Annotated in this window: 16 protein-coding genes and 1 rRNA gene; 3 read left to right on the top strand and 14 right to left on the bottom strand. The window is 53.2% G+C overall.

Annotated elements, in window-relative coordinates:
• The first annotated feature begins 115 nt into the window (after positions 1 to 115).
• Positions 116 to 231: ribosomal RNA gene (gene rrf / locus EAH77_RS05865) — 5S ribosomal RNA — on the top strand.
• A 114-nt stretch (positions 232 to 345) separates the two neighbouring features.
• On the opposite strand, the gene EAH77_RS05860 is transcribed toward rrf, so the two are convergent.
• The 5 genes from EAH77_RS05860 to trxC all read right to left on the bottom strand — a co-directional run bounded on the left by EAH77_RS05860 (position 346) and on the right by trxC (position 6,282).
• Positions 346 to 693: a YfiM family lipoprotein gene (locus tag EAH77_RS05860; RefSeq protein ID WP_140470852.1), complete on the bottom strand. Its 348-nt coding sequence runs from the start codon at positions 691 to 693 to the stop codon at positions 346 to 348.
• 64 nt (positions 694 to 757) lie between these two features.
• Positions 758 to 2,113, bottom strand: a complete 1,356-nt coding sequence (pssA, locus tag EAH77_RS05855; protein ID WP_161985774.1) for a CDP-diacylglycerol--serine O-phosphatidyltransferase — start codon at positions 2,111 to 2,113, stop codon at positions 758 to 760.
• A 115-nt stretch (positions 2,114 to 2,228) separates the two neighbouring features.
• Positions 2,229 to 4,907, bottom strand: coding sequence for a bifunctional acetate--CoA ligase family protein/GNAT family N-acetyltransferase (locus EAH77_RS05850; protein WP_140470851.1), 2,679 nt, complete (start codon positions 4,905 to 4,907; stop codon positions 2,229 to 2,231).
• A 102-nt stretch (positions 4,908 to 5,009) separates the two neighbouring features.
• Entirely contained in the window at positions 5,010 to 5,714 is a 705-nt protein-coding gene (locus EAH77_RS05845) for a tRNA-uridine aminocarboxypropyltransferase (RefSeq protein WP_140470850.1), read from the bottom strand.
• A 148-nt stretch (positions 5,715 to 5,862) separates the two neighbouring features.
• Positions 5,863 to 6,282 (bottom strand): thioredoxin TrxC, encoded by a 420-nt coding sequence (gene trxC, locus EAH77_RS05840; protein ID WP_140470849.1) that lies wholly within the window; start codon positions 6,280 to 6,282, stop codon positions 5,863 to 5,865.
• A 234-nt stretch (positions 6,283 to 6,516) separates the two neighbouring features.
• Here trxC and EAH77_RS05835 point away from each other — a divergent pair, with 234 nt between their 5' ends.
• Entirely contained in the window at positions 6,517 to 7,644 is a 1,128-nt protein-coding gene (locus tag EAH77_RS05835) for a tRNA/rRNA methyltransferase (RefSeq protein ID WP_140470848.1), read from the top strand.
• Positions 7,645 to 7,739: 95 nt separating this feature from the next.
• Here the strand turns inward: EAH77_RS05835 and emrB are convergent, their stop codons facing one another.
• The 5 genes from emrB to EAH77_RS05810 form a co-directional block, all read right to left on the bottom strand.
• Entirely contained in the window at positions 7,740 to 9,284 is a 1,545-nt protein-coding gene (gene emrB, locus EAH77_RS05830) for a multidrug efflux MFS transporter permease subunit EmrB (RefSeq protein WP_140470847.1), read from the bottom strand.
• 17 nt (positions 9,285 to 9,301) lie between these two features.
• Entirely contained in the window at positions 9,302 to 10,498 is a 1,197-nt protein-coding gene (gene emrA, locus EAH77_RS05825) for a multidrug efflux MFS transporter periplasmic adaptor subunit EmrA (RefSeq protein ID WP_140470846.1), read from the bottom strand.
• A gap of 27 nt (positions 10,499 to 10,525) precedes the next feature.
• On the bottom strand, positions 10,526 to 11,980 hold the full coding sequence (locus EAH77_RS05820; protein ID WP_140470845.1) for an efflux transporter outer membrane subunit: 1,455 nt from the start codon (positions 11,978 to 11,980) through the stop codon (positions 10,526 to 10,528).
• A 22-nt stretch (positions 11,981 to 12,002) separates the two neighbouring features.
• The gene (mprA, locus tag EAH77_RS05815; RefSeq protein WP_140470844.1) at positions 12,003 to 12,524 is read right to left on the bottom strand and encodes a transcriptional repressor MprA; all 522 of its coding nucleotides are present in this window, start codon (positions 12,522 to 12,524) and stop codon (positions 12,003 to 12,005) included.
• 532 nt (positions 12,525 to 13,056) lie between these two features.
• Positions 13,057 to 14,241 carry an MFS transporter gene (locus tag EAH77_RS05810; protein WP_161985770.1) on the bottom strand — a complete coding sequence of 395 codons (1,185 nt, stop codon included), beginning with the start codon at positions 14,239 to 14,241 and terminating at the stop codon, positions 13,057 to 13,059.
• Between the two features lie 186 nt (positions 14,242 to 14,427).
• On the opposite strand from EAH77_RS05810, the gene EAH77_RS05805 reads away from it, so the two are divergent.
• Positions 14,428 to 15,300 (top strand): LysR family transcriptional regulator, encoded by an 873-nt coding sequence (locus EAH77_RS05805; protein ID WP_140470843.1) that lies wholly within the window; start codon positions 14,428 to 14,430, stop codon positions 15,298 to 15,300.
• A 79-nt stretch (positions 15,301 to 15,379) separates the two neighbouring features.
• Here EAH77_RS05805 and proX (EAH77_RS05800) read toward each other — a convergent pair whose 3' ends face one another.
• From proX (EAH77_RS05800) to proV, 4 genes are all read right to left on the bottom strand, one after another.
• A complete protein-coding gene (gene proX / locus EAH77_RS05800) occupies positions 15,380 to 16,369 on the bottom strand; it encodes a glycine betaine/L-proline ABC transporter substrate-binding protein ProX (RefSeq protein WP_431306749.1) in 990 nt (329 codons plus the stop codon).
• A 73-nt stretch (positions 16,370 to 16,442) separates the two neighbouring features.
• Positions 16,443 to 17,447, bottom strand: a complete 1,005-nt coding sequence (gene proX, locus EAH77_RS05795; RefSeq protein WP_140470841.1) for a glycine betaine/L-proline ABC transporter substrate-binding protein ProX — start codon at positions 17,445 to 17,447, stop codon at positions 16,443 to 16,445.
• A 139-nt stretch (positions 17,448 to 17,586) separates the two neighbouring features.
• Positions 17,587 to 18,768: a glycine betaine/L-proline ABC transporter permease ProW gene (gene proW / locus EAH77_RS05790; RefSeq protein ID WP_194150481.1), complete on the bottom strand. Its 1,182-nt coding sequence runs from the start codon at positions 18,766 to 18,768 to the stop codon at positions 17,587 to 17,589.
• Positions 18,768 to 19,964, bottom strand: coding sequence for a glycine betaine/L-proline ABC transporter ATP-binding protein ProV (proV, locus tag EAH77_RS05785; RefSeq protein ID WP_140470839.1), 1,197 nt, complete (start codon positions 19,962 to 19,964; stop codon positions 18,768 to 18,770). The genes proW and proV overlap by 1 nt, the downstream gene beginning before the upstream one ends.
• Positions 19,965 to 20,389 lie beyond the last annotated feature (425 nt).

Here is a 20,389-nt window from a genome sequence, read left to right as displayed (position 1 = left end):
TTTTTAGTCTGAGAGACTATAAAGTTTGATTTTCAGCGATGTTCCGAGATTGGTTCGTATGGCGTAATGGAGTGAGCGATCATGAAGTTGTGCGGTATGGATGAAACAGAATTTGCCTGGCGGCACTAGCGCGGTGGTCCCACCTGACCCCATGCCGAACTCAGAAGTGAAACGCCGTAGCGCCGATGGTAGTGTGGGGTCTCCCCATGCGAGAGTAGGGAACTGCCAGGCATCAAATAAGTGAGAAACCTCAGTCGAAAGACTGGGGTTTTTTGCTATGGGAATTTTGGTGATTCGAGTTACTTGATTTTCACTCAAAAGATAAGACCTTAATGCCATAAAATTTTAGTTATGTATTGACTGATAGATACCATAACCTGCCGTAGCACCAGCAATATCCCAAGCGAAGTCTTTCCAGCTCCATCCACTGCCAGCTTCACGGCTGTCATAAAGTTCTTTACCAGCACCTAATCCGATGGAAAAGAGCAGGCCAAAAGAGCGACTTTGGGTTTGGTTCCAACCCTGATGGTCCCCATAAGCAGTGCCCGCAGCGGCTAAAATAGCTGAGCCCACGAAGTGTTCGGCTTTGTCTTTGCCCGTCCAACGGTCATGGGCAAAATGCGTGCAACCACTGCATAGTATCGTGGGAATAATAAAACCTAATACAGTTAAGCGATGCAAAGAAATAACCATGACATATATCCCTGACATAAAAAAAGCCTGATCACATCGATCAGGCTTTTAGTATAATCGCGGATTATAAAATCCGGCTGATTAATCTATCTATTCGGATACGACGCAGGCGTCGAATAAGTTTTCGCACTTTAACCGGATAATTGGGAATACTCTCCAGTTCCATATAATGCGAAACGATATGGGTATGTTTGCGTATTTCATCCAGCTCTTTGTGGCGCTGTTCCTGCATCTCATTATGGGGATCATGGATCAGAATCGCGTTCTCTAAATCCAGGCGCCAGGCGCGCGGGTTCAGGTTGTTACCGGTGATTAACTGCCAACTGTCATCTACCCACATCCCTTTGAGATGGTAACTGTTATCACCATCTTTCCATAAGCGAACAATTAATTGTCCGCTGTCGACAAAGCGTTGTAACCGGCTTAAAAAACGCCGCAGATTGATTTCGTATAAGTAAGGCAGAGCACCGATAATTTTGAATGGCTGATCCTGAGGTATATAGAAATCGTTTGCAGTCTTATCACCCACAATAATTTCAACCTGTTTACCACGACGCAGCAGCCCAATAATGTTCCTTGCCAGCAATGCAGGCATATTGAAATAAGGTGTACAAAGCGTCAGTTTCTGGTCAGCGCTGGCCATCAGATGATGAATAGTTCGGTTGAGTGAATTCTGTTTACCTAAACCAACAAGGGGAACCACCGATAGCTCATCGTTGTTTGCGCTGTCTTTAAAGTGATAACTGCTGTCACGCAATGATTGCCGGAACTGGCGGGTTTCATTTTTAATTTCGATACTCTTTGGGCGATCCTCACGATCGAGGCGCTGCACCGCGCTGGCGCTGAGGATCGATTTCCTGATGAAGTCGATCATGGCATCAGCCAACGACACATTCGTCAGTAAATGATAGCGGTCATAGCGATATTTGGCATGACGATGAAGATACACATCATTGAGGCTGGCACCGCTATAAATAACGCGATCGTCAATCACAAAACCTTTTAGGTGCAGAACACCTAATGCTTCGCGGGTATTCACAGGAACACCATAAATGGGTACTGGGGATTCAGGATACTGTTTGGCCATGCTGCAATACCAGTCAGCATTGGTATTCGAGGCTGCGGCACCGATACGTCCACGCTGAGCGCGATGCCAGTCCACCAGAACACAGATTTCGAGCTCGGGCCGTTGCTGCTTGGCGGCATAAAGCGCGGAAAGCACATCACGTCCACCGTCATCATTCTCAAGATAGAGTGCAACAAGATAGATCCGTTGAGTTGCCGTAGCGATAGCATCCAGCAGCGTGGTACGGAAATCCGTCGGGCAGTATAAAGTGTGTAAAGCATCAACCGATTGGGGGAGTTTTGGCAGTTGAGCAAGGTGTTGTTGATGTTTATTGCGTTTGAATTTTGACAACATCACTGTGCGCTTCTTCTCTTCTTCAGGTAATAGCGATAGCGGCACAGGCAGACTATGTAAACCGCATAATCGGTCGATAATACCATTAGTGCTCCCTGTTGTGCGCATGTTTTGCCTATTTGTGACCTTGGGCGGCGGCATCTGGGCGAGATCTTAGTCCTAAAGACAGATTTACAATCCCGTCCTGCAATTGAACATCCACCTCAAATCCGAGCTTTCTTGCCAGTGTCACCATGCCCTGATTATTCGGCATGGTGATACCTGTCAGCCTCTGTAGGCCGTGCTCTGAGGTATATTTGATCATCTTTGACAGCAGGCGTCTGCCAAGCCCGAGTCCTTTCAAATCCGAACGCACCAGGACGGAGAATTCTGCATCAATATTGTCCGGGTCAGAGACTGCTCGGGTTACCCCAATAATTTCCGACTTATCATTCACCATATGAATAGCAACGAAGGCCATTTCTCGATCGTAGTCGATTTGGGTCATGTTCGCCAAATCCTCATGAGTGAACTCATTGATCTCACTGAAGTAGCGATAATAGAGATCCTCTTTGGTCACTTTGAGGATGAAGGCTTTCAGCAAAGGTTCATCTTCCGGCAGAATAGGGCGGAACTGACAGGAGGAACCGTCTTTTAACGTGACGCGCTCTTCCAGTTCTTGCGGATAAGGGCGAATAGCCAGCCGTGATTGCGCACTGTCTCCCACAGGAGAGAGCTGCAACGTAACATCGAGCAAATTCAGTTCGTCACCTGACGCCAGCAGTGGGTGAATATCCAGCCGGACAATTTGGGGACAATCGACAATCAGGTTAGAGACTTTGACCAGCAACTGACTCAGCGCAGGAATATCCAGCGGTCGGGAAGCGTTGTGATCTCTGATTTTTCCGCCTTTCACTGCCTGCAAAACCAGATAACGTGCCAGCGCCAGATTCAGCGGCGGTAATGCGATAGCGACCTGCGTTTCGGGCCGCCACTCGCTGCCGCCTTCTCCCAGCATAATAATCGGACCGAATACCGCATCTTGCTCTACGACAATTCGTAACTCTTGTGAGCCGGGGCGGTTAGCCATAGTTTGTACTAACAAACCATGAATACTAGCCTGGGGGAATGACTGCCTGGCACGGTCAAATATTGCGTTAGCTGCCTGTTCGACTTCGCTTGCTGTGCGCAGATAAAGCATTACGCCCTGAACCTGTGAATTATGCGGGATATCCGGTGAACGCAACTTCAACGCCACCGGGTAGTTTATCTGTCCGGCAATATGCACGGCTTCGGCACTGTCACTGGCAATCCAGGTGGGCAAAACATCCATTCCATAAGCCTGGAAAATCGTGCGTACTTCATGGGTATCGAGCTGCGTCACGCCTTCTGCAAGAGCCTGGCTGATTAACCGATGTGCCTCATCGGTATTTTGCTGTAACCCGACGGGCAATGAAGGGGTTTCTTTTAGCTGCTTCTGATTACGGCGGTATTCGACCATGTGCATAAATGCCGTCACGGTACCTTCTGGCGTGCGATAGGTCGGTACGCCAGCTTCGGTAAACAGTTTACGCGCTTCCTGAGATGAGTATTCGCCACACCAGTTGGTCAGTACGGTCACGCGTTTGCCTCGTGGATGTTTCTGCAATGCGGCTATTACCTGCTCAGCGGTCACGGTGCCGTGCGCTGCTGCGCTTGGGGCGTGGATAATCAGCAAGGCATCATAGTCGTTACAATCCAGCAGCGAAGTAAGTACTGACTTATAGCGTTGCGGGGTGGCGTCATCATGCAGGTCGAGCGGATTCGATATCGCGATGCTCTCCGACAGCCCTGCACGCAGCGCAGCTGCAGTTTCATCGCTAATAGCGGCCAGTTTACCGTTACGCGAAAGCAACTGGTCAAGCGCCATCGCCGCAGGTGCCGCACCATTACTAATGATAAGCAAGCGCTCACCACGCAGCGGATGCATGTGACTCAGGGTCTCTACGGCAGAAAACAGCTCATGTGTATCCTGGACTCGCAGCAGGCCTGCGCGCTGGATAGCCGCGTCATAAGCCGCATCGAGACTCAACGGACTATTGAGCAGTTTCTGTGCCTGTGCACTGCGACCACTTTTGATCACCAGAATAGGTTTGTTACGCGAAGCACTGCGTGATGCAGACAAGAATCGACGGGCATCACTGATGTGTTCGAGATACAGCAAGATCGCACTGGTTTTACTGTCACGCGCCAGAAAATCCAGCAGATCATCGACATCAATATCCAGACTGTCGCCGAGGGAAATAAAGTAGGAGAACCCCACGGCCCGTTGCTGTGCCCAGTCCAGAATGGTATTGGCGACGGCCGCTGACTGCGAAATGAACGCTAGTTTTCCGGGCAGAATGGGTACGGGCGAAAAGCTGGCGTTCAGCTGTTGCCAGGGAGCCAGAATACCCAGACTATTCGGCCCCAACAGGCGCATATGAAAACGCTGGGCGCAGGCTTTAAGTTCAGAAAATTGTAGCGGGTGAGAAGAAAGCACAATGGCTGTCTTACAGCCACGTTCCCCGAGTTGTTCCAGCAGGGCCAGATTACGTTCTGCGCGGGTGCAGAGGATTGCCAGATCGGGCGTCACTGGCAGGCTGGCGACATCGGGATAAGCCAGTACACCACAGACAGCCCGGTAGGCCGGTGTCACGGGCAGAACCGGCCCGTTGAAGCCACCCTCCAGCAAATTACGCATCATCAGATAACCGGCGCGACCGGGTTTATCGCTCGCACCGAGTACCGCAATGGATTTAGGTCGTAATAGTGCTTCTAGTCCGCGCTGACTCATCCGTCCTCCTTCTACCCGTCATGCTTGAAGCTGCATCTGTGCGGGCTGCACTCACTTGCCGCAGGTCCAATTATTTTGGATATCTTACAATGTGCACTGATTCTAGAGGGTTTCGTTCTCTTTTGCTGTGAGCTGATGCACCGGATTATGGGGTTTTCCTGCCAGATACTGAGTGCGGAAATGCGTAAAGTGCCGCGACAGTCCCGCCGATGCCTCAAGATCACCGGCTTTTTCCAGCAATGCGGCGGCCACTTCAACGGTGCAATGCAATTCAGGGCGTGAGGCTTCACGAAGGATATAACCGGAGCTGGCGCTTACATCCAGAGAAAAAACCGGCAAATTGTCCAGGTAGGGGCTTTTACGGAACATCTTACGCGCTTCGTTCCAGGTGCCATCCAGCATGATAAATAAAGGCGGTTTACTGCCCACAGGGACTTCGGTAAACACCTGACGCGGTGGTGGCGCGAAAGAGGCCGGGAAAACCACATAGGGCTGGCGGGAAGGATCGGCAATCGCCTCGAGCAGTGCCGGGTCGGTTTGCGTTCGCGACCACATAAACGCCTGCGTATCTGGGAGAACATCAGCAATTAACCTGCCGGTATTACTGGGTTTCATCGGCTCGGTGTCAAACATCACCAAACAAAAGCGGCTGGTAGCCTGATGGATTTCTCGTGTGGCACAGATGCAATTACGTTGAGGTAACAGGCAGGACTGGCAGCGAATGGCACGGGAACCGCGCGCAAGGAACGGGCGGGTGGATTTGGCAAGGCGCTGCTCGCGCAGGCGAAGAACGGCATTGTCTGGCATAAGCATTCCGCAGGTGGAAACCGGCTATTCTAATGGGCGTTGAAGCGCAGGGATAGTCACGTATTGGCGCAAAACGCCTGTCGGGATAAAATAAAAAGGCCCACACACAAGCGGGCCATTGGCCGGGGGCTTAATGCGAACTTATGCGTTACAATGATTCATTAAGCCAGTTGTTGAAAGGTGCTTTCGGCATTGCGCCGCTCAGCATGTCGACCATTTTACCTTCATTGAACATCATAATGGTCGGAATACTGCGGATACGGAAACGCGCGCTCAGTTCAGGTTCAGCTTCCGTATTTACTTTAATGAAGCGGATTTTACCGGCGCGTTCCTGCGCGACATCTTCGAAGATCGGCGCGAAGTTAACGCAAGGGCCGCACCAGGGTGCCCAGAAATCGATAACTACCGGCAAATCATCCTGCAGGTATTTATCCAGCGTCGTGGCCGTAGCGTGAACGACCTCGCCTTCGAACAGTGAATGACCGCAACGGCCGCATTTTGCGCCGTCGTCGATACGATCCTCAGGCAGGCGGTTGGTGGCCTGGCATGATGTACAAATCGTATTCATAGAATGTGCCTCTGCATTGCTCAATCGTGAGAGTCGGATCAACCCGACACCAAAGCGTGGTGAACGACGGGGCTGACATGTTACTTATATGTTACCAGTATGAAGTCAAGCCGCTTCCCGAACAACGCGGTTTACTCAATGAATACGATAGTTTTTAGCTTTTGGTCCAAAGCGAGTGGCTTACCACACAGACATCAGGTAATCTTCGCGCCCTGCGCGTAGGTGGAGAGAAAAATGAACGATTCATTCAGTGGCAAAAACGGCAAAGTCAAAGTGATGTACGTCCGCAGTGGCGACGACGGCGATAACCGCAATAACGATAAACGTCCTTCTAACAACCAAGGACGTCCTGGCGATAAGCCGCGTACCGGATCCCGTCCTGACGATGCCCGCCGCAATGAGCGTCGCAGCACCGATACCCGTGGTGATTCCCGTGGTCCTGACGCTCGCCGTGGTGAAGCCCGCCCACCGCGTCGTGATGCACCACGCCCGGAGCGTTCGGACCGTGACGACGACGGCCCGTACTCCTCACCGTGGAAAACCGTTTCCCGTGCGCCAGACGACGAGTCCGCACCGGATCATGGCGGCATCAGCGGTAAAAGTTTCATCGATCCAGAGCAACTGCGTCGTCAGCGTCAGGAAGAGACCCGCGTTTATGGGGAAAATGCCTGTCAGGCGCTGTTTGCCAGCCGCCCTGACTCGATCGTTCGCGCCTGGTTCGTGCAGTCGGTAACGCCACGTTTTCGTGAAGCGCTGCGCTGGATGGCAGCCAACCGCAAGGCTTACCACGTAGTCGAAGATGATGAACTGGCTAAAGCCTCTGGTACAGAACATCACGGTGGCGTCTGCTTCCTGATCAAAAAACGCCAGGGTCTGGATGCTGACACTTATCTGCAAACTGCACCGGCGAAAGACTGTGTGCTGGCGCTGGAAAATGTGGGTAACCCACACAACCTCGGCGGCATTATGCGCAGCTGCGCGCACTTTGGTGTCAACGGTTTAGTGGTACAGGATCCGGCCTTGCTGGAGTCGGGTGCTGCAGTGCGTACTGCTGAAGGCGGCGCGGAACATATCAAAGCCATCAGCGCGGATAACTTCCTCGACGTGCTGGCCAGTTTCCGTAAAGCGGGTTACACCATTGTCACCACATCAAGCCATAAAGGGACAGTACTCGGTAAAGCCGAACTGCCTGCCAAAATGGTGCTGGTACTGGGCGAAGAAAGTGATGGTCTGTCTGACAGCGCCTGGCAGCAGGGCGATATCAATATCTCTATCGGTGGTACCGGTAAAGTGGAAAGTCTGAACGTTTCCGTCGCGACCGGTATTTTGCTGGCCGACTGGTGGCGTCAGAATCAGGCTTAACCTTCGGGTTTTGCTGCAATCGCCATAAAAAAACGGACGCCTCTGGGCGTCCGTTTTGCTTTCTGCTGTCAGTAGAGTGTCAGGCGAAACGCAGCTTAGTGCGCACCGCCACCGTCTTTACTGCCTCCCGCACCTCCGAACGGCGGTCGGGCGAACCAGATTAAAACCAGCAAGAACAGGAAGGCTCCACCGGATAGCCAGAAAATCTCATTGGCAGAAATGATCAGCCCCTGATTGGTTATCTCACGCGCTATCCAGCCTGACGCCTGCTGGTGGCTCATCCCCATCCCTTCGAGCTGGGAATAGGTCTGCTGCGCGGCCGGGTTAAACGGTGTGATGTTTTCCGACAGATGCGCATGGTGCAGTGACTCGCGGTCAGCCCACATGGTGGTCGTCACCGACGTACCAATTGAGCCCGCCAGCGTACGGATAAAGTTCGACAGACTCGATGCCGCTGCCATGCGTTCTGGCGGTAACCCCGATAAAATAATGGTGGTTAGCGGCATAAAGAAGCAGCCCACAGCGAAGCCCTGAATAAACTGCGGCCATGCGGAAGCCCCAAAATCCATCCCCGGCTCAAACGTATAGGCGCGCCAGTAGAAGCACACTGCATACATCACAAAGCTGAAGGTGATAAGCCAGCGCATATCCAGACGGTGGGCATAACGCCCGATGATCGGCGACATGATAACCGGCAGGATCCCCACCGGCGCTGAGGCCAGACCCGCCCAGGTCGCGGTGTAGCCATATACCTCCTGTAGCAGCTGCGGCAGCAGAACGATCGCGCCGAAGTAGAGCATATAGGCCAGGCTGATGCACAACACGCCGATGGTGAAATTGCGCGACTTAAACAGCGACAGATCGACAATGGGGTGGTCGTCAGTCAGCTCCCAGACAACCAGGAAGCAGAGCGCCACCACCGCCACGGCGGCAAGCACGATAATTTCCGTGGAGTTAAACCAGTCCAGCTCTTTACCGCGGTCAAGCATCACCTGCAGACAACCGATCCCCAGCACCAGCAATACCAGCCCAATGCTGTCGATCGGCCGGATCTGCGTTGCCGTCTCGCGTCCTTTCAGGGTTTTTAGCGTCAGGGCGACCACCACGATGGCGATCGGTACGTTGATGAAAAAGATCCAACCCCAGTGGTAGTTATCACTGATATAACCGCCGAGGATCGGGCCACAGATAGGCGCCACGATCACCGTCATCGACCAGAGCGCTAAGGCGGTACTTCGCTTGGCCGGCGGATAGTTATTCAGTAACAGGCTTTGTGATAGCGGGATCAGTGGACCTGCCACCACGCCTTGTATCACACGGAAGAAGATCAACATTTCCAGGCTATTGGAGATGCCGCACAGCCACGAAGCAATCGCAAACAGCACCGTAGACCACAGGAACAGTTTGACCTCACCGATACGCTTCGCCAGCCAGCCAGTGATCGGGATCGAGATGGCGTTGGCGACCCCGAATGAGGTGATAACCCAGGTACCCTGTGAATTCGAGGCACCCAGATTCCCGGCAATGGTCGGGATCGCCACGTTAGCGATCGTCGAATCCAGTACCTGCATAAACGTGGCCATAGACAAAGCCACTGTCATCCAGGCCAGCGGTGCGCCTGCCAGCGGTTTATTTGCCACAGAGGCCTCCGAAGGTTTTAGCCTGCATTTGCATGGATGACATCAGCAATGATGGCGTTAACCGGCGCCAGATCCAGCGTCAGCGCGCTGGTCTGGTATAGCGGCTCAGTACGCACTTTATCGGCCAGCACCAGACCGTCGAGGTTTTGTGTATCCACAGTGACCAGCGCCGATAAACCGATGCGCAGCGGATGTTTCGTGACCTGTTCGTCGTCCAACTCAATACGCACTGGCAGACGCTGAACCACTTTGATCCAGTTACCTGTTGCATTCTGGGCCGGTAACAGCGAGAACGCACCGCCGGTGCCCATATCCATGCCGACCACTTTGCCTTTATACGTCACGTTGTCGCCATACATATCGCTAACAACGGTGGCCGTTTGACCAATACGCATATTCGCTATCTGAGTTTCTTTGAAGTTGGCATCGATCCAAACGTGATTGGCGGGAACCACTGCCATCAGTGCGGTTCCTGTCGTGATTTGCTGACCCACCTGTACCGAACGGCGTGATACAAATCCGTCGATAGGGCTGACCACGCGGGTACGTTGCAGTGCCAGCCAGGCGTCGCGCACCTGTGCTGCCGCCTGTAAGACCTGTGGTTGCTGATCAACCGGCGTGTTCAGCACCATCGCCTGATTCGCGTTGTACTGCTGAACCGCAACATCGAGTTGGGCTTTGGCAGTATCAACTGCATCATGCGCATGTTGTAGCTCTTCACGGCCGATGGCATCGAGATTCCCCAGCACCACGCGGCGTTTCAGATCTGTCTGCGCCTGTTGCAGCAGAGTCTGACGCAGTGCCACATTGGCCTGATACTGGCGGCCATTGATGATTAACTGGTGGGTTTGGCGCACGCTATTGGCCAGACCGGTTTTCGCCCGTTCGAAAGCCTGCCCGGCATCGGTCGGATCCAGCACGACCAACGGGTCACCTTTTTTGACAAAATCGGTACTGTCAAAATTCACACTGGTGACACTGCCCGACACCTGGGCCATGATTTGCACCTGGTTACCGGCGACATACGAGTCATCAGTACTCTCGAAATGACGTAACACCAACAGCCAGTAAAGCAGATAGGCGATAGCGATAATGACAAAAATGCCCGTTAAGAATAGCAGTGCAATTTTGCGTGATTTCTTTTTCTTATTAGGCTGTTTTACAACAACCGAATCCTGCGGTGGCGTCGCCTGAATGCCCGCATTTTCGCTCATGGTTTTCTCCACGCTGAGTTCTATTTATTATTGGTTTTGTTCCGCTGCAGGGGCCTGATAGCCGCCCCCAAGTGCACGGATTAAACTGATTTTCGCCTGCAATAAATTGCTACTGGCGTTCAATTGTGCCTGCTGCTGCTGCAACAAGGCTGACTGGCCGGTTAACAACTCATCCCGTCCGATGACGCCAGCTTTGTAACGCGCATCGGCAACCCGATACACATCTTCGATCGACTTCACAGCTGACGACGCCTGCTGTAACTGATCGACACTACTTTTTGCGATGGTCATCGCATCCGCCGTCTGTTGGATAGCCGACAGGATGGTCTGATTGTAAGACTCGACCGACTGGTCATAGAGTGCAGACTCTTCACCCAGCTTGGCGCGCAGGGCACCCGCGTGGAAAATCGGCAACGAGATAGCCGGAGCGATGTTCCAGGCTTTGCTGGCTGCGTCGAGCAGGTTAGGGGAAGTACCACCATAGTTGGTGGTGTTGAAGCCACCAAATGCACTGATCGACAGGCTTGGATAGAACTCTTTCTTGGCGGCCTGAATACGTTGGGAATAGGACTCCACCAGTGCGCGCTGCGCGGCAATGTCCGGGCGTTTGCCCAGTAAATCGAGAGTCAGATCGCCTTTCGGGGCGATGGCATCTGCGGCAGGAAGCGCCACAGGGTGCAATGCATTCATGCCATTTGGACCCAGACCCGCCAGAGCCGCCAACTGATGTTTCAGCTGATCAATCTGCGACTGTGATTCGATAATCTGTTGCCGGGCAGTGTCAGCCTGAGCCTGCGTTTGCTGCGGTACATCGATACCGTAAATCCCAGCCTGGTACTGGGCTTTACGCAAGTCGGCCAGATGCTGGTTGTTATCCACTTCCTGTTGCAGCACTTTTTGCACGGCCAGATTAGCCTGCAATTGATAATAGGCTGCGGCCACTGAACTGGTCAGCGTCAATGCGGCCTGCGCCTGCTCGGCTCGGGCAGAATCTACCTGAGCTTTCGCTGCATTGACCTGGTTGCGGTATTTCCCCCACCAGTCAAACTCATAGCTCAGATTCAGCCCCAGCGTGTTGGTACTGTCGAAGATCGGCGCTTCAGGGTAGCTGGTCAGGAACGGCGGGATGGTGTTTTTGGAAACACGCTCACGCTTGGTTGTCCCGTTTAAATCCAGATAGGGGCCGTTGGCTGCACTGGCTTCACCCGTTACACTCTGGGCTTCACGCACGCGAGCCGCTGCCTGACGCAGTGACGGCGAGTTTTGCAACGTCGTCGTCATCAGATTATCAAGTTGCGGATCATTAAGGCTGCGCCACCACTGCGGGCTGATGGACAGCGAGCTGACTTTGGGCTGGGCCAATTTCAACTGCTGATTGTCCATCAGAGTTGACTGAGGCGCGATGTTATCGCTGGAGGCGCAGCCCGCCAAAAGTAAAACGGCGAACAGCGGCGTAAGTCTCCAGCTGGCTTGGAGTGACATGTTTGGGTTACCTGAACAGAAATTAGAGTAATGGTGTCGCGGTGACATCCATCTGATCAAGGCGAGTTAACAGTTTGCGGGTCAGGGTTTCCAACTGCTTCTGTTCCTCGGCGTCGAGAGTAGACCAGAGAAGATGCAAGCTCTTATGTTGAGGGGGTAAAACTTTCTGAATAAAGGCTTCCCCGTCCGGCGTCAGATGCAAATGCAGGCATCGACGATCGTTATCGCTTTCACGGCGCTCTATCCAGCCGCGCTTCTCCAACTCATCTGCAATTCGCGTGGCATTCGTGCGTGAAGAACCCAGCGCAGAACTCAGCTCCGACGGCTGAATACTGTGGCTTTCCTGTGCATCAAGCGTCAGTAAGGCCATAAACAGGGTTTCATTAATCCCCTGTGCTTTCAGCATTTTATTGCGATTTTCCAACAATTTACTTTGCATGTGCATGCAGAGCCGGGTGAGGAGAATTTCCTGATAAGGGAAATCTTTCTGTTTTTTGGCTCGGAAATTTAACATGTTTTCAATTGGCGCGAAGGAGCTGTCCATGACGAGAAGCCTCATTAGTTACGAATGACATAGTAACGACTGTAATTAATAATATCAATGTTATGAACCCCCAAAGCTTTAGCATTAAGTGTGATTCATAACTACGGTGAATTATTCAAAGATTAATGTGTAGATACGATGTACCCAATTGTGGCCAAAACGTTTTTTTTCAGCCAGTTAGTAACATCCACGCTGAAGGCCAGGATATCCTCACCGCATGCAGTCCAAAAGCGACAGGAAGATCGATAACAAAAGGCAGACTGTCAACCGTGCCTTGCTTTAACGTGGAAACGCGAAGAGACGCTGAGCTGTCTTGTGCATTGTGGGTCTGCATCAGGTAATCAGGGCACTAAAGACGGGGGTAATTTCACCCGTGAATAATTTGTGGGTCAAACATTACCAGACTGGAAAGGGTGAGAATACCCTCAGGGGGAAATAAATTTCATCGCTGATTATTCGCAAGCTAATCAGGGGCGTGATGATTGCCCCAGGGTGTCAGTTTTCTTCAGCGAAGTAAATTGCACTCGACTTATCAGGCCATTTTATGCTTATGACCGGACCACCAGGTCAGCAAATTCAGGATGCTCATGACCACGCCTGCGGCGGAAACACCATACCAACCTGCCCATTGAAACGCCGACGCTGAGACCAGTGAGCCTATTGCACCGCCGATAAAATAGGTGGTCATATACCCGGCGGTCAGGCGATTACGCGCTTCCGGCATCGACTTATAGATGACGCTTTGGTTAGTGATATGCACGCCCTGCACGGCCAGATCCAGCACGATAATCCCTACGACCAGCGCAATCACCGAATGCTGACCATAGGCAATCGCCGCCCATGACAGCAGCAACAGCACCAGGCCTATGGTGGTGGTCAGGTGAGCTTTGCCTTTGTCTGCCAACTGCCCGGCGCGGGTTGCTGCCAGCGCACCGGCCGCGCCCACCAGACCAAACAGACCAATCACGCCTTCGGAGTAGTGATACGCCGGGCCTGCCAGCAGAAATGCCATCGAGGTCCACAGAATGCTGAAGTTGGCGAAAGAGAACAGGCCGATCAGCGCGCGGGTACGCAAAACCGGGGTCTTTAAAAACAGGCTAAAAATGGATTTCAGCAACTGCGGATAATTCAGCCCGGTATGCTGCTTATGGGTGGGCAGATGACGCCAGAGGATCAGCGCCATCGCCAGCATCAGCGCACTGGCCACCCAGTACACGGTACGCCAGCCTCCGAGCGATGCCAATGCACCGGCCACGGTTCTCGCCAGCAAAATCCCCAGCAGCAGGCCAGACATAATGAGTCCAACTACTTTGCCGCGTCGTTCAGGCTCGGCCAGCGTGGCGGCCAGTGGCACCAGGATCTGCGCCACCACTGAGAACAAACCGGTAAGCGCGGTACCGATCAGCATGATCGACAGCGTCGGTGCCATGGCGGTGATCAGCAGCCCGGCGGCGGACAGAATCGTCATCACCACGATCAGGCTGCGGCGTTCAAACATATCGCCCAGTGGCACCAGGAACATCAGGCCAAAGGCATAGCCGAGCTGCGCAATGGTGACGATAAAACCGGCCTGATTGACGGAAAGACCAAAAGCTCTGGCGATGGTTTCCAGCAGGGGCTGAGGATAGTAGTTACTGGCGACGGCAAGCCCGGTGGCGACAGCCATCAGAATGATCAGTCCCGGCGTGAGTGGAGAGTGTTGGGTCGAGTTTTTCATGATTTTTTTTCGTTTTAAGTTTTTGGTTTTAAGCTTTTTGTTTTAAATAAAGCGTGTCAGATAAAGCTGCAGGTTGTATTTGAATATCAGCATCGCGCTGTTGGAGCGTCGGCGAGTATCGCTCAGCCATAAAGAGTAAACCAATGTATAATTTTCATCTCAACTATCTCATTTTGCGATGCATCGATGAACCTTAAACAGATCCGCTTTGCCCTCGCCGTGGCGCAGGAACAGAACTTTACCCGGGCGGCGCAGCGTTGCCATACCGTGCAGTCGGCGCTCAGCCATCAGGTAGCCAAACTAGAGGCTGAGCTCGGTAGTGCGCTGTTTGAGCGCACCTCAAGACAGGTGAAGCTGACGGCGGCGGGGCGGGCATTTATGGCACCAGCGGAACAACTACTGGCCGCGCATAGCCACCTGCTCGATACCATGGAAGCGCTGAAAGGCGAAGTGACCGGTACGTTGACGGTGGGCATTATTTCAACGCTGAACGCGATTGATGTGATCGGCCAGTTGGCGAAATTTACTCAACGCTATCCGTTGGTGAATATTCGGATGTACGTCGGCATGAGTGAAAAATTGCTGGAAGATGTCCAGCAGTTGCGCACCGACGTGGCTTTCGTCGGCATCTGGCCGGGAGACAAAGCCACGCTGCGCCTGCCGCACCGTCAGCTGGCAGACGAGCCGCTGGTGGCGCTGGTCAGCCCGTCACATGCCTATGCCATGCGTGCGACTATTACGCTTTCCGAACTCGCTCAGGTACCGCTGGTGGACTTCTACGCCGGTGCCGGTGCGCGGCGTCAGACTGACAACGCATTCGGTGAGGCCGGTGTCACCCGCCACGTTAGTTTTGAAATCGACCACATCGAATGGCTGGAAAGTATCGTGCGGCGTTCACTGGCTGCCGGCATTGTGCCGCTGTCCCGCGCCCGCCACGCCGCCGATCTGGTGGCGATCCCGATAGAGAACGCGCCACGTCGCCAGGTGTTCTGTGTCTGGCAGCACAGCCTCTCCGCCGCCGCCGGGCGCTTTCTGGCTTTTGCGCAAGAAGATGAGTGACGATAAAAAAGGCGCTGAATCTGCATTCAGCGCCTTTTCACTAACGTAAAATCTTAACCATTAAGGCATCTCTGCTGGCTTACTTCGCTGCCGCAGCCGCTTCTTTTACCCAACCGTCGAAAGTTTCCTGGTGGGCTTTGATCCAGCCGTCGGTCTGACTCGCAATGTCGGCTTCAGAACTTTTACCAGCATGCATCGCAGAGTTCTGCGCGTTAATGTCTTTCAATGGCAACTGCATGATGGCAAACAGTTTTGCCGCTGCCGGGTTAGCTTCGGCAAATTTCTTATTCGCTACAATATGCATGGTGCTGACTTTAAAACCGTAGTTTTTACCATTCGGTAAAGCGGTATCGGCATTTTTATCGCCAGGAACAACAGAGAAGGGAACCTGCATCCACAGCACGTCTTTGCCCGGCACCAGCACGTCACTGACCCAGTACGGCGTCCAGGTATAATAGAAGATAGGTTTACCTTCTTTATAACGGGTGATGGTGTCAGCAATCATCGCCGAGTAATTCCCCTGATTGTGCGTTACGGTTTTTTCCAGGTCATAAGCTTTCAGCTGCGCATTCAGCGCCGCTTCACAGCCCCAACCCGGCGTACAACCGGTCAGATCGGCTTTACCGTCACCGTTGGTATCAAACAGTTTGGCGATCTTTGGATCTTTCAGCTGTTCGATATTGGTGATGTGGTATTTCTCAGCGGTTTTCTTATCGATCAGGTAACCCTGCGCTGCACCGTTTACATAAGTGCCTTCGCGATAAAAGACTTTGTCACCGCCTGCGGCTTTGTACATTTCGTCATGCAGTGGCGACCAGTTCACCGCCGTGAAGGTGGCATCACCGGCTGCAATGGTGGTGTAGCCGACGTTGTAGTCGACTTCACGAATGGGCTGAACGTCATAGCCGAGTTTTTCCAGCGCTTTACTGACCAGCTGAGTCTGAAAAGTCTCTTCGCTGATGGTGCTCTGGATAGGTGTTACGGTAACGCCTTTACCCGGCAGGTCAGCGGCGAAGGAGGAAGCTGAAGCCAGTGTGGTCAGGGCGGCAAGCGCCCAGAGGTTTGTCATTCGCATAAAGTCATGTCCTGTTTATCGTCGTTGTTATGTTTTAAAAGCGCCGCGCAGGGCAGCGCCAGTCCGATTATGATTTTTTCGCTGCCGCAGTGGCTTCGGAGACCCAGCCATCAAAGGTGGCCTGATGCGCTTTGATCCAGCCATCAACGTGCTGCTGAATGTCGGCGGACGAAGATTCGCCCTCGTGCATCCGCAGGTTTTGCGCATTCACGTCTGCCAGTGGCAATTTCATGATGGCAAACAGTTTGGCGGCCGCTGGATTGGCTTCGGCCCACGGTTTGTTAGCCACGATATGTTCGCTATTGACCGGGAAACCGTAGTTTTTGCCGTTAGGCAGCGTGGTATCGAGATCTTTGTTTGAACCCGGATTCGCCGAGAATGGCACCGTCAGCCACACCACGTCTTTGCCTGGCTTCAACTCGTTGCTGACCCAGTAAGGCGTCCAGGTGAAATAGAGCACTGGCTTGCCGCTTTTGTAGCGGGTCAGGGTGTCGGCGATGATGGCCGAATAGTTGCCCTGATTCTGCTGCACGGTGTTACTCAGGCCGTAAGCTTCAATCTGCTTGGTAACGACTTTTGCGCACTCCCAGCCTGGATCGCAACCGGCGAGATCGGCTTTGCCGTCGCCGTTGGCATCAAACAGTTTGGCCAGCTTCGGATCTTTTAACTGCGAGATATCGTGAATGTGGTACTGGTCGGCGGTTTTCTTATCGATCAGATAACCCTGCGCCGCGCCGCTGATGAACGTGCCCTGACGATAGAACTTCTTGTCGCCGCCGGTGGCTGCATACATATCCACTTGCAGCGGATCCCAGTTCACCGCCATGTAGGTTGAGTCACCGGCGGCGATGGCGGTATAGGCCACGTTGTAATCGACTTCGCCGGTGGGTTGCACGTCATAACCCAATTTTTGCAGGGCACGGTTGACCAGCTCGGTTTGGAACGTTTCTTCAGCGAGGGTGCTTTGCAAGGGTTTGACGATGACGCCTTTACCCGGAAGGTCAGCGGCAAACGCGGCGGGTGTGGTGATTGATATAGCGAGAGCGATGGCCCTGTAATGGTTGGTGCGCATGGTGAACCCTTATTCTTATCCCCTTTATCCTTCGAGCTTCTCGAATGATTTTGGGTATTGTTTATGAATACGTAAGAGTGGACTTCTGCTTAGTGGAGAGTTCCCGGCGGCGAAACCGCCGGGAAGGTACTGCTGGTGATCAGGCTTTTTTCACAAAAGGTTTTGCCAGCAGGCCAACCGGCCCACGGGTGAACCAGCGGTGGCCGCCTTTGCTGCGGCTGTCCTGACCCATCGACTGGGTGAGACGGTCGAGGATGATGGCGAGGATAACGATACCCGCACCACCGACCGACGCCAGACCCATGTCCAGACGGCCGATGCCGCGCAGAACCATCTGACCCAGACCGCCTACGGCAATCATCGAGGCGATAACCACCATCGACAACGCCAGCATCAGCGTCTGGTTAATACCGGCCATGATGGTCGGCATCGCCAGCGGCAACTGCACTTTGAACAGCAACTGGCTCGGACTGGCCCCGAAGGACTGTGAGGCTTCAATAAGGTCTTCCGGCACCTGATTAATCCCGAGGATGGTCAGTCGCACAATCGGCGGCAGGGCGAAGATAATGGTCACCACGACGCCCGGCACATTACCGATACCAAACAGCATCACGATCGGCACCAGATAGACGAACGCCGGGGTGGTCTGCATGGCATCAAGCAGCGGACGGATAATTTTCGCCGCGCCTTTGCTGCGCGCCAGCCATATGCCGAGCGGAAGTCCTATCAACACACAGAAGAACAGCGAGGTCAGCACCAGTGCCAGCGTGACCATGGCCTGCGACCAGGCACCGATAGCACCGATGATCACCAGAGAAACCAGCGTCGCGGCACCCATACCAAGACCGGCCATCTGCCAGGCGATCAGCGCAAAAATCAGCATGGCAATCGGCGCGGGCAGGGACTCCAGTCCGTGCTGAAAACCGCTCAGAACGAAATCGACCGGCACACGAATACCCTGAAATACCGGGCGGAAGTTGGTGACCAGCCAGTCGATCCCTTCGGTTACCCAGCGGTCCAGCGGGATAAGCGTGGTGTGGAACGGATCCAAAATATTGAACTGGTCATGTTGCGCTGGCGCCACGGTCAGCCAGTCATTGGCCTGTGCGGCGGCATGGTGGGTGGCGTCGGGTGCGCTGGTGGCTGCATCGTTGGCACCGCCCCAGGGGTCACTGCTGCTGGCGGCATCGGTTGCCGGTTGTGCCGCTGCGACGTGACCGCCGCTGGCGTTGTCAGCGCTCCAGGGATCGACCGTCGCGTCCAGTGTTTGTGACGCGGCCTGAGCATGTTGAACGATGCTATCGTTAATTGAATTCTTCATTATTCGTTACCCCCTTCTTTATCCAGGGCACGAAGCAGCATGGCCTTGGAAATAATCCCGATATAGTTATTGTCCTCATTGACGACCGGTACGGCGTAAGGCGCGGCGGCAACATGAGAAATCAGCTCACTGAGCGGCATATCAGCCAGCACCGGTGCGGGAAGTTCCAGCAGCGCGGACTCCAGTGGCAGATTGGCTTTGAGTGCAACTTTCAGAGAATCAATCGACACCACGCCGATGAATTTCTGACCACGCTCCAGCACATAACCATATTCGCGGTCTTCGTCTTCCAGCAGCTTGAGCGCTGCACGCGGACCAAAACCAGGGGTTTTACGAATTAACGTGCCACGACGACGGGCGATATCTTTGGCACTGAATACCTGACTGATATCCACGCCACGGAAGAAGGTGCGCACATAGTCATTGGCCGGGTTGTTGAGGATCTCTTCCGGCGTACCGACCTGTACCACTTCGCCGCCCTGCATAATGGCGATACGGTCGCCAATGCGCATGGCTTCATCGAGGTCATGGGAAATAAACACGATGGTGCGCTGATGCTGCGCCTGCAATTTCACCAGCTCATCCTGCATTTCGGTACGGATGAGGGGATCAAGTGCCGAGAAGGCTTCATCCATGAGCAGGATGTCGGGGTTGTTGGCCATGGCGCGGGCCAGGCCTACACGCTGACGCATCCCGCCGGAAAGTTCATCGGGATAGGAGTTGGCGTAGTTTTCCAGACCGACCTGACGCAGTGCGTCGAGGGCTTTTTCGTGGCGTTCCTGTGCCGGAACGCCAGCCAGCTCCATTCCAAACGCGGTGTTATTTAACACGTTCAGGTGGGGCATCAGGGCAAACGACTGGAACACCATACTGATTTTGCTGCGGCGAACCTGACGCAGTTTCGATTCGGAGATCTTGGCGATGTCTTCGCCGTCAATCAGCACTTCACCCCGGGTAGGTTCTATCAGACGATTGAGAAGGCGTACCATGGTGGATTTCCCTGAACCGGACAACCCCATGATGACGAAGATCTCGCCTTCTTCAATGGCCAGACTGGCATCCTTAACGCCAAGTGACAGACCGGTTTTCTCAAAAATTTCTTCTTTACCCTTACCTGCGTCAATCATCTTGAAAGCGCGATCCGGGTTCTCGCCAAATACCTTATAAAGGTTCTTTACTTCGATTTTAATTGCCATGCAATGTGCATTCCTTGGATATAAATAGCCGTGTCGGCTCGATGTCTAGTTTTTGTGTTGGGGCGTATAGAGTCTTACCTGTAGCGAAATAGTGAACGCGTTATACCCTAACACATCGAAATTCTGAGACAAGTCTCAATGTTTCTGAAGAATATTCGTGGTTGCGATTCTGGTTGTGTATATGTACATATCTGGCGTGTCTAATTTTGTACCCGTATCGTTGACATTTAATGACAAATTACCGCGTGCCAGTGATTGATCTTTTTTGCTAATTAACTCGACACTCAGTTGTGATTGAAATATATCTAATTGATTGAATTTAAAGTAATTAATGACTTTTGTTTTTGTGGGGTTTTGTCCGGCCGTAATTGCCGGATATAAGGCGGTATAATACGAAATAATGAGCGCGGATTTTTGGGTGTAAA

Origin of the sequence: Ewingella americana (assembly GCF_006438725.1) — a bacterium.
GTDB lineage: Bacteria > Pseudomonadota > Gammaproteobacteria > Enterobacterales > Enterobacteriaceae > Ewingella > Ewingella americana_A.
The sequence above is the reverse complement of the archived record's forward strand: the minus strand, read 5'-3'. Positions and strand labels throughout refer to the sequence as shown.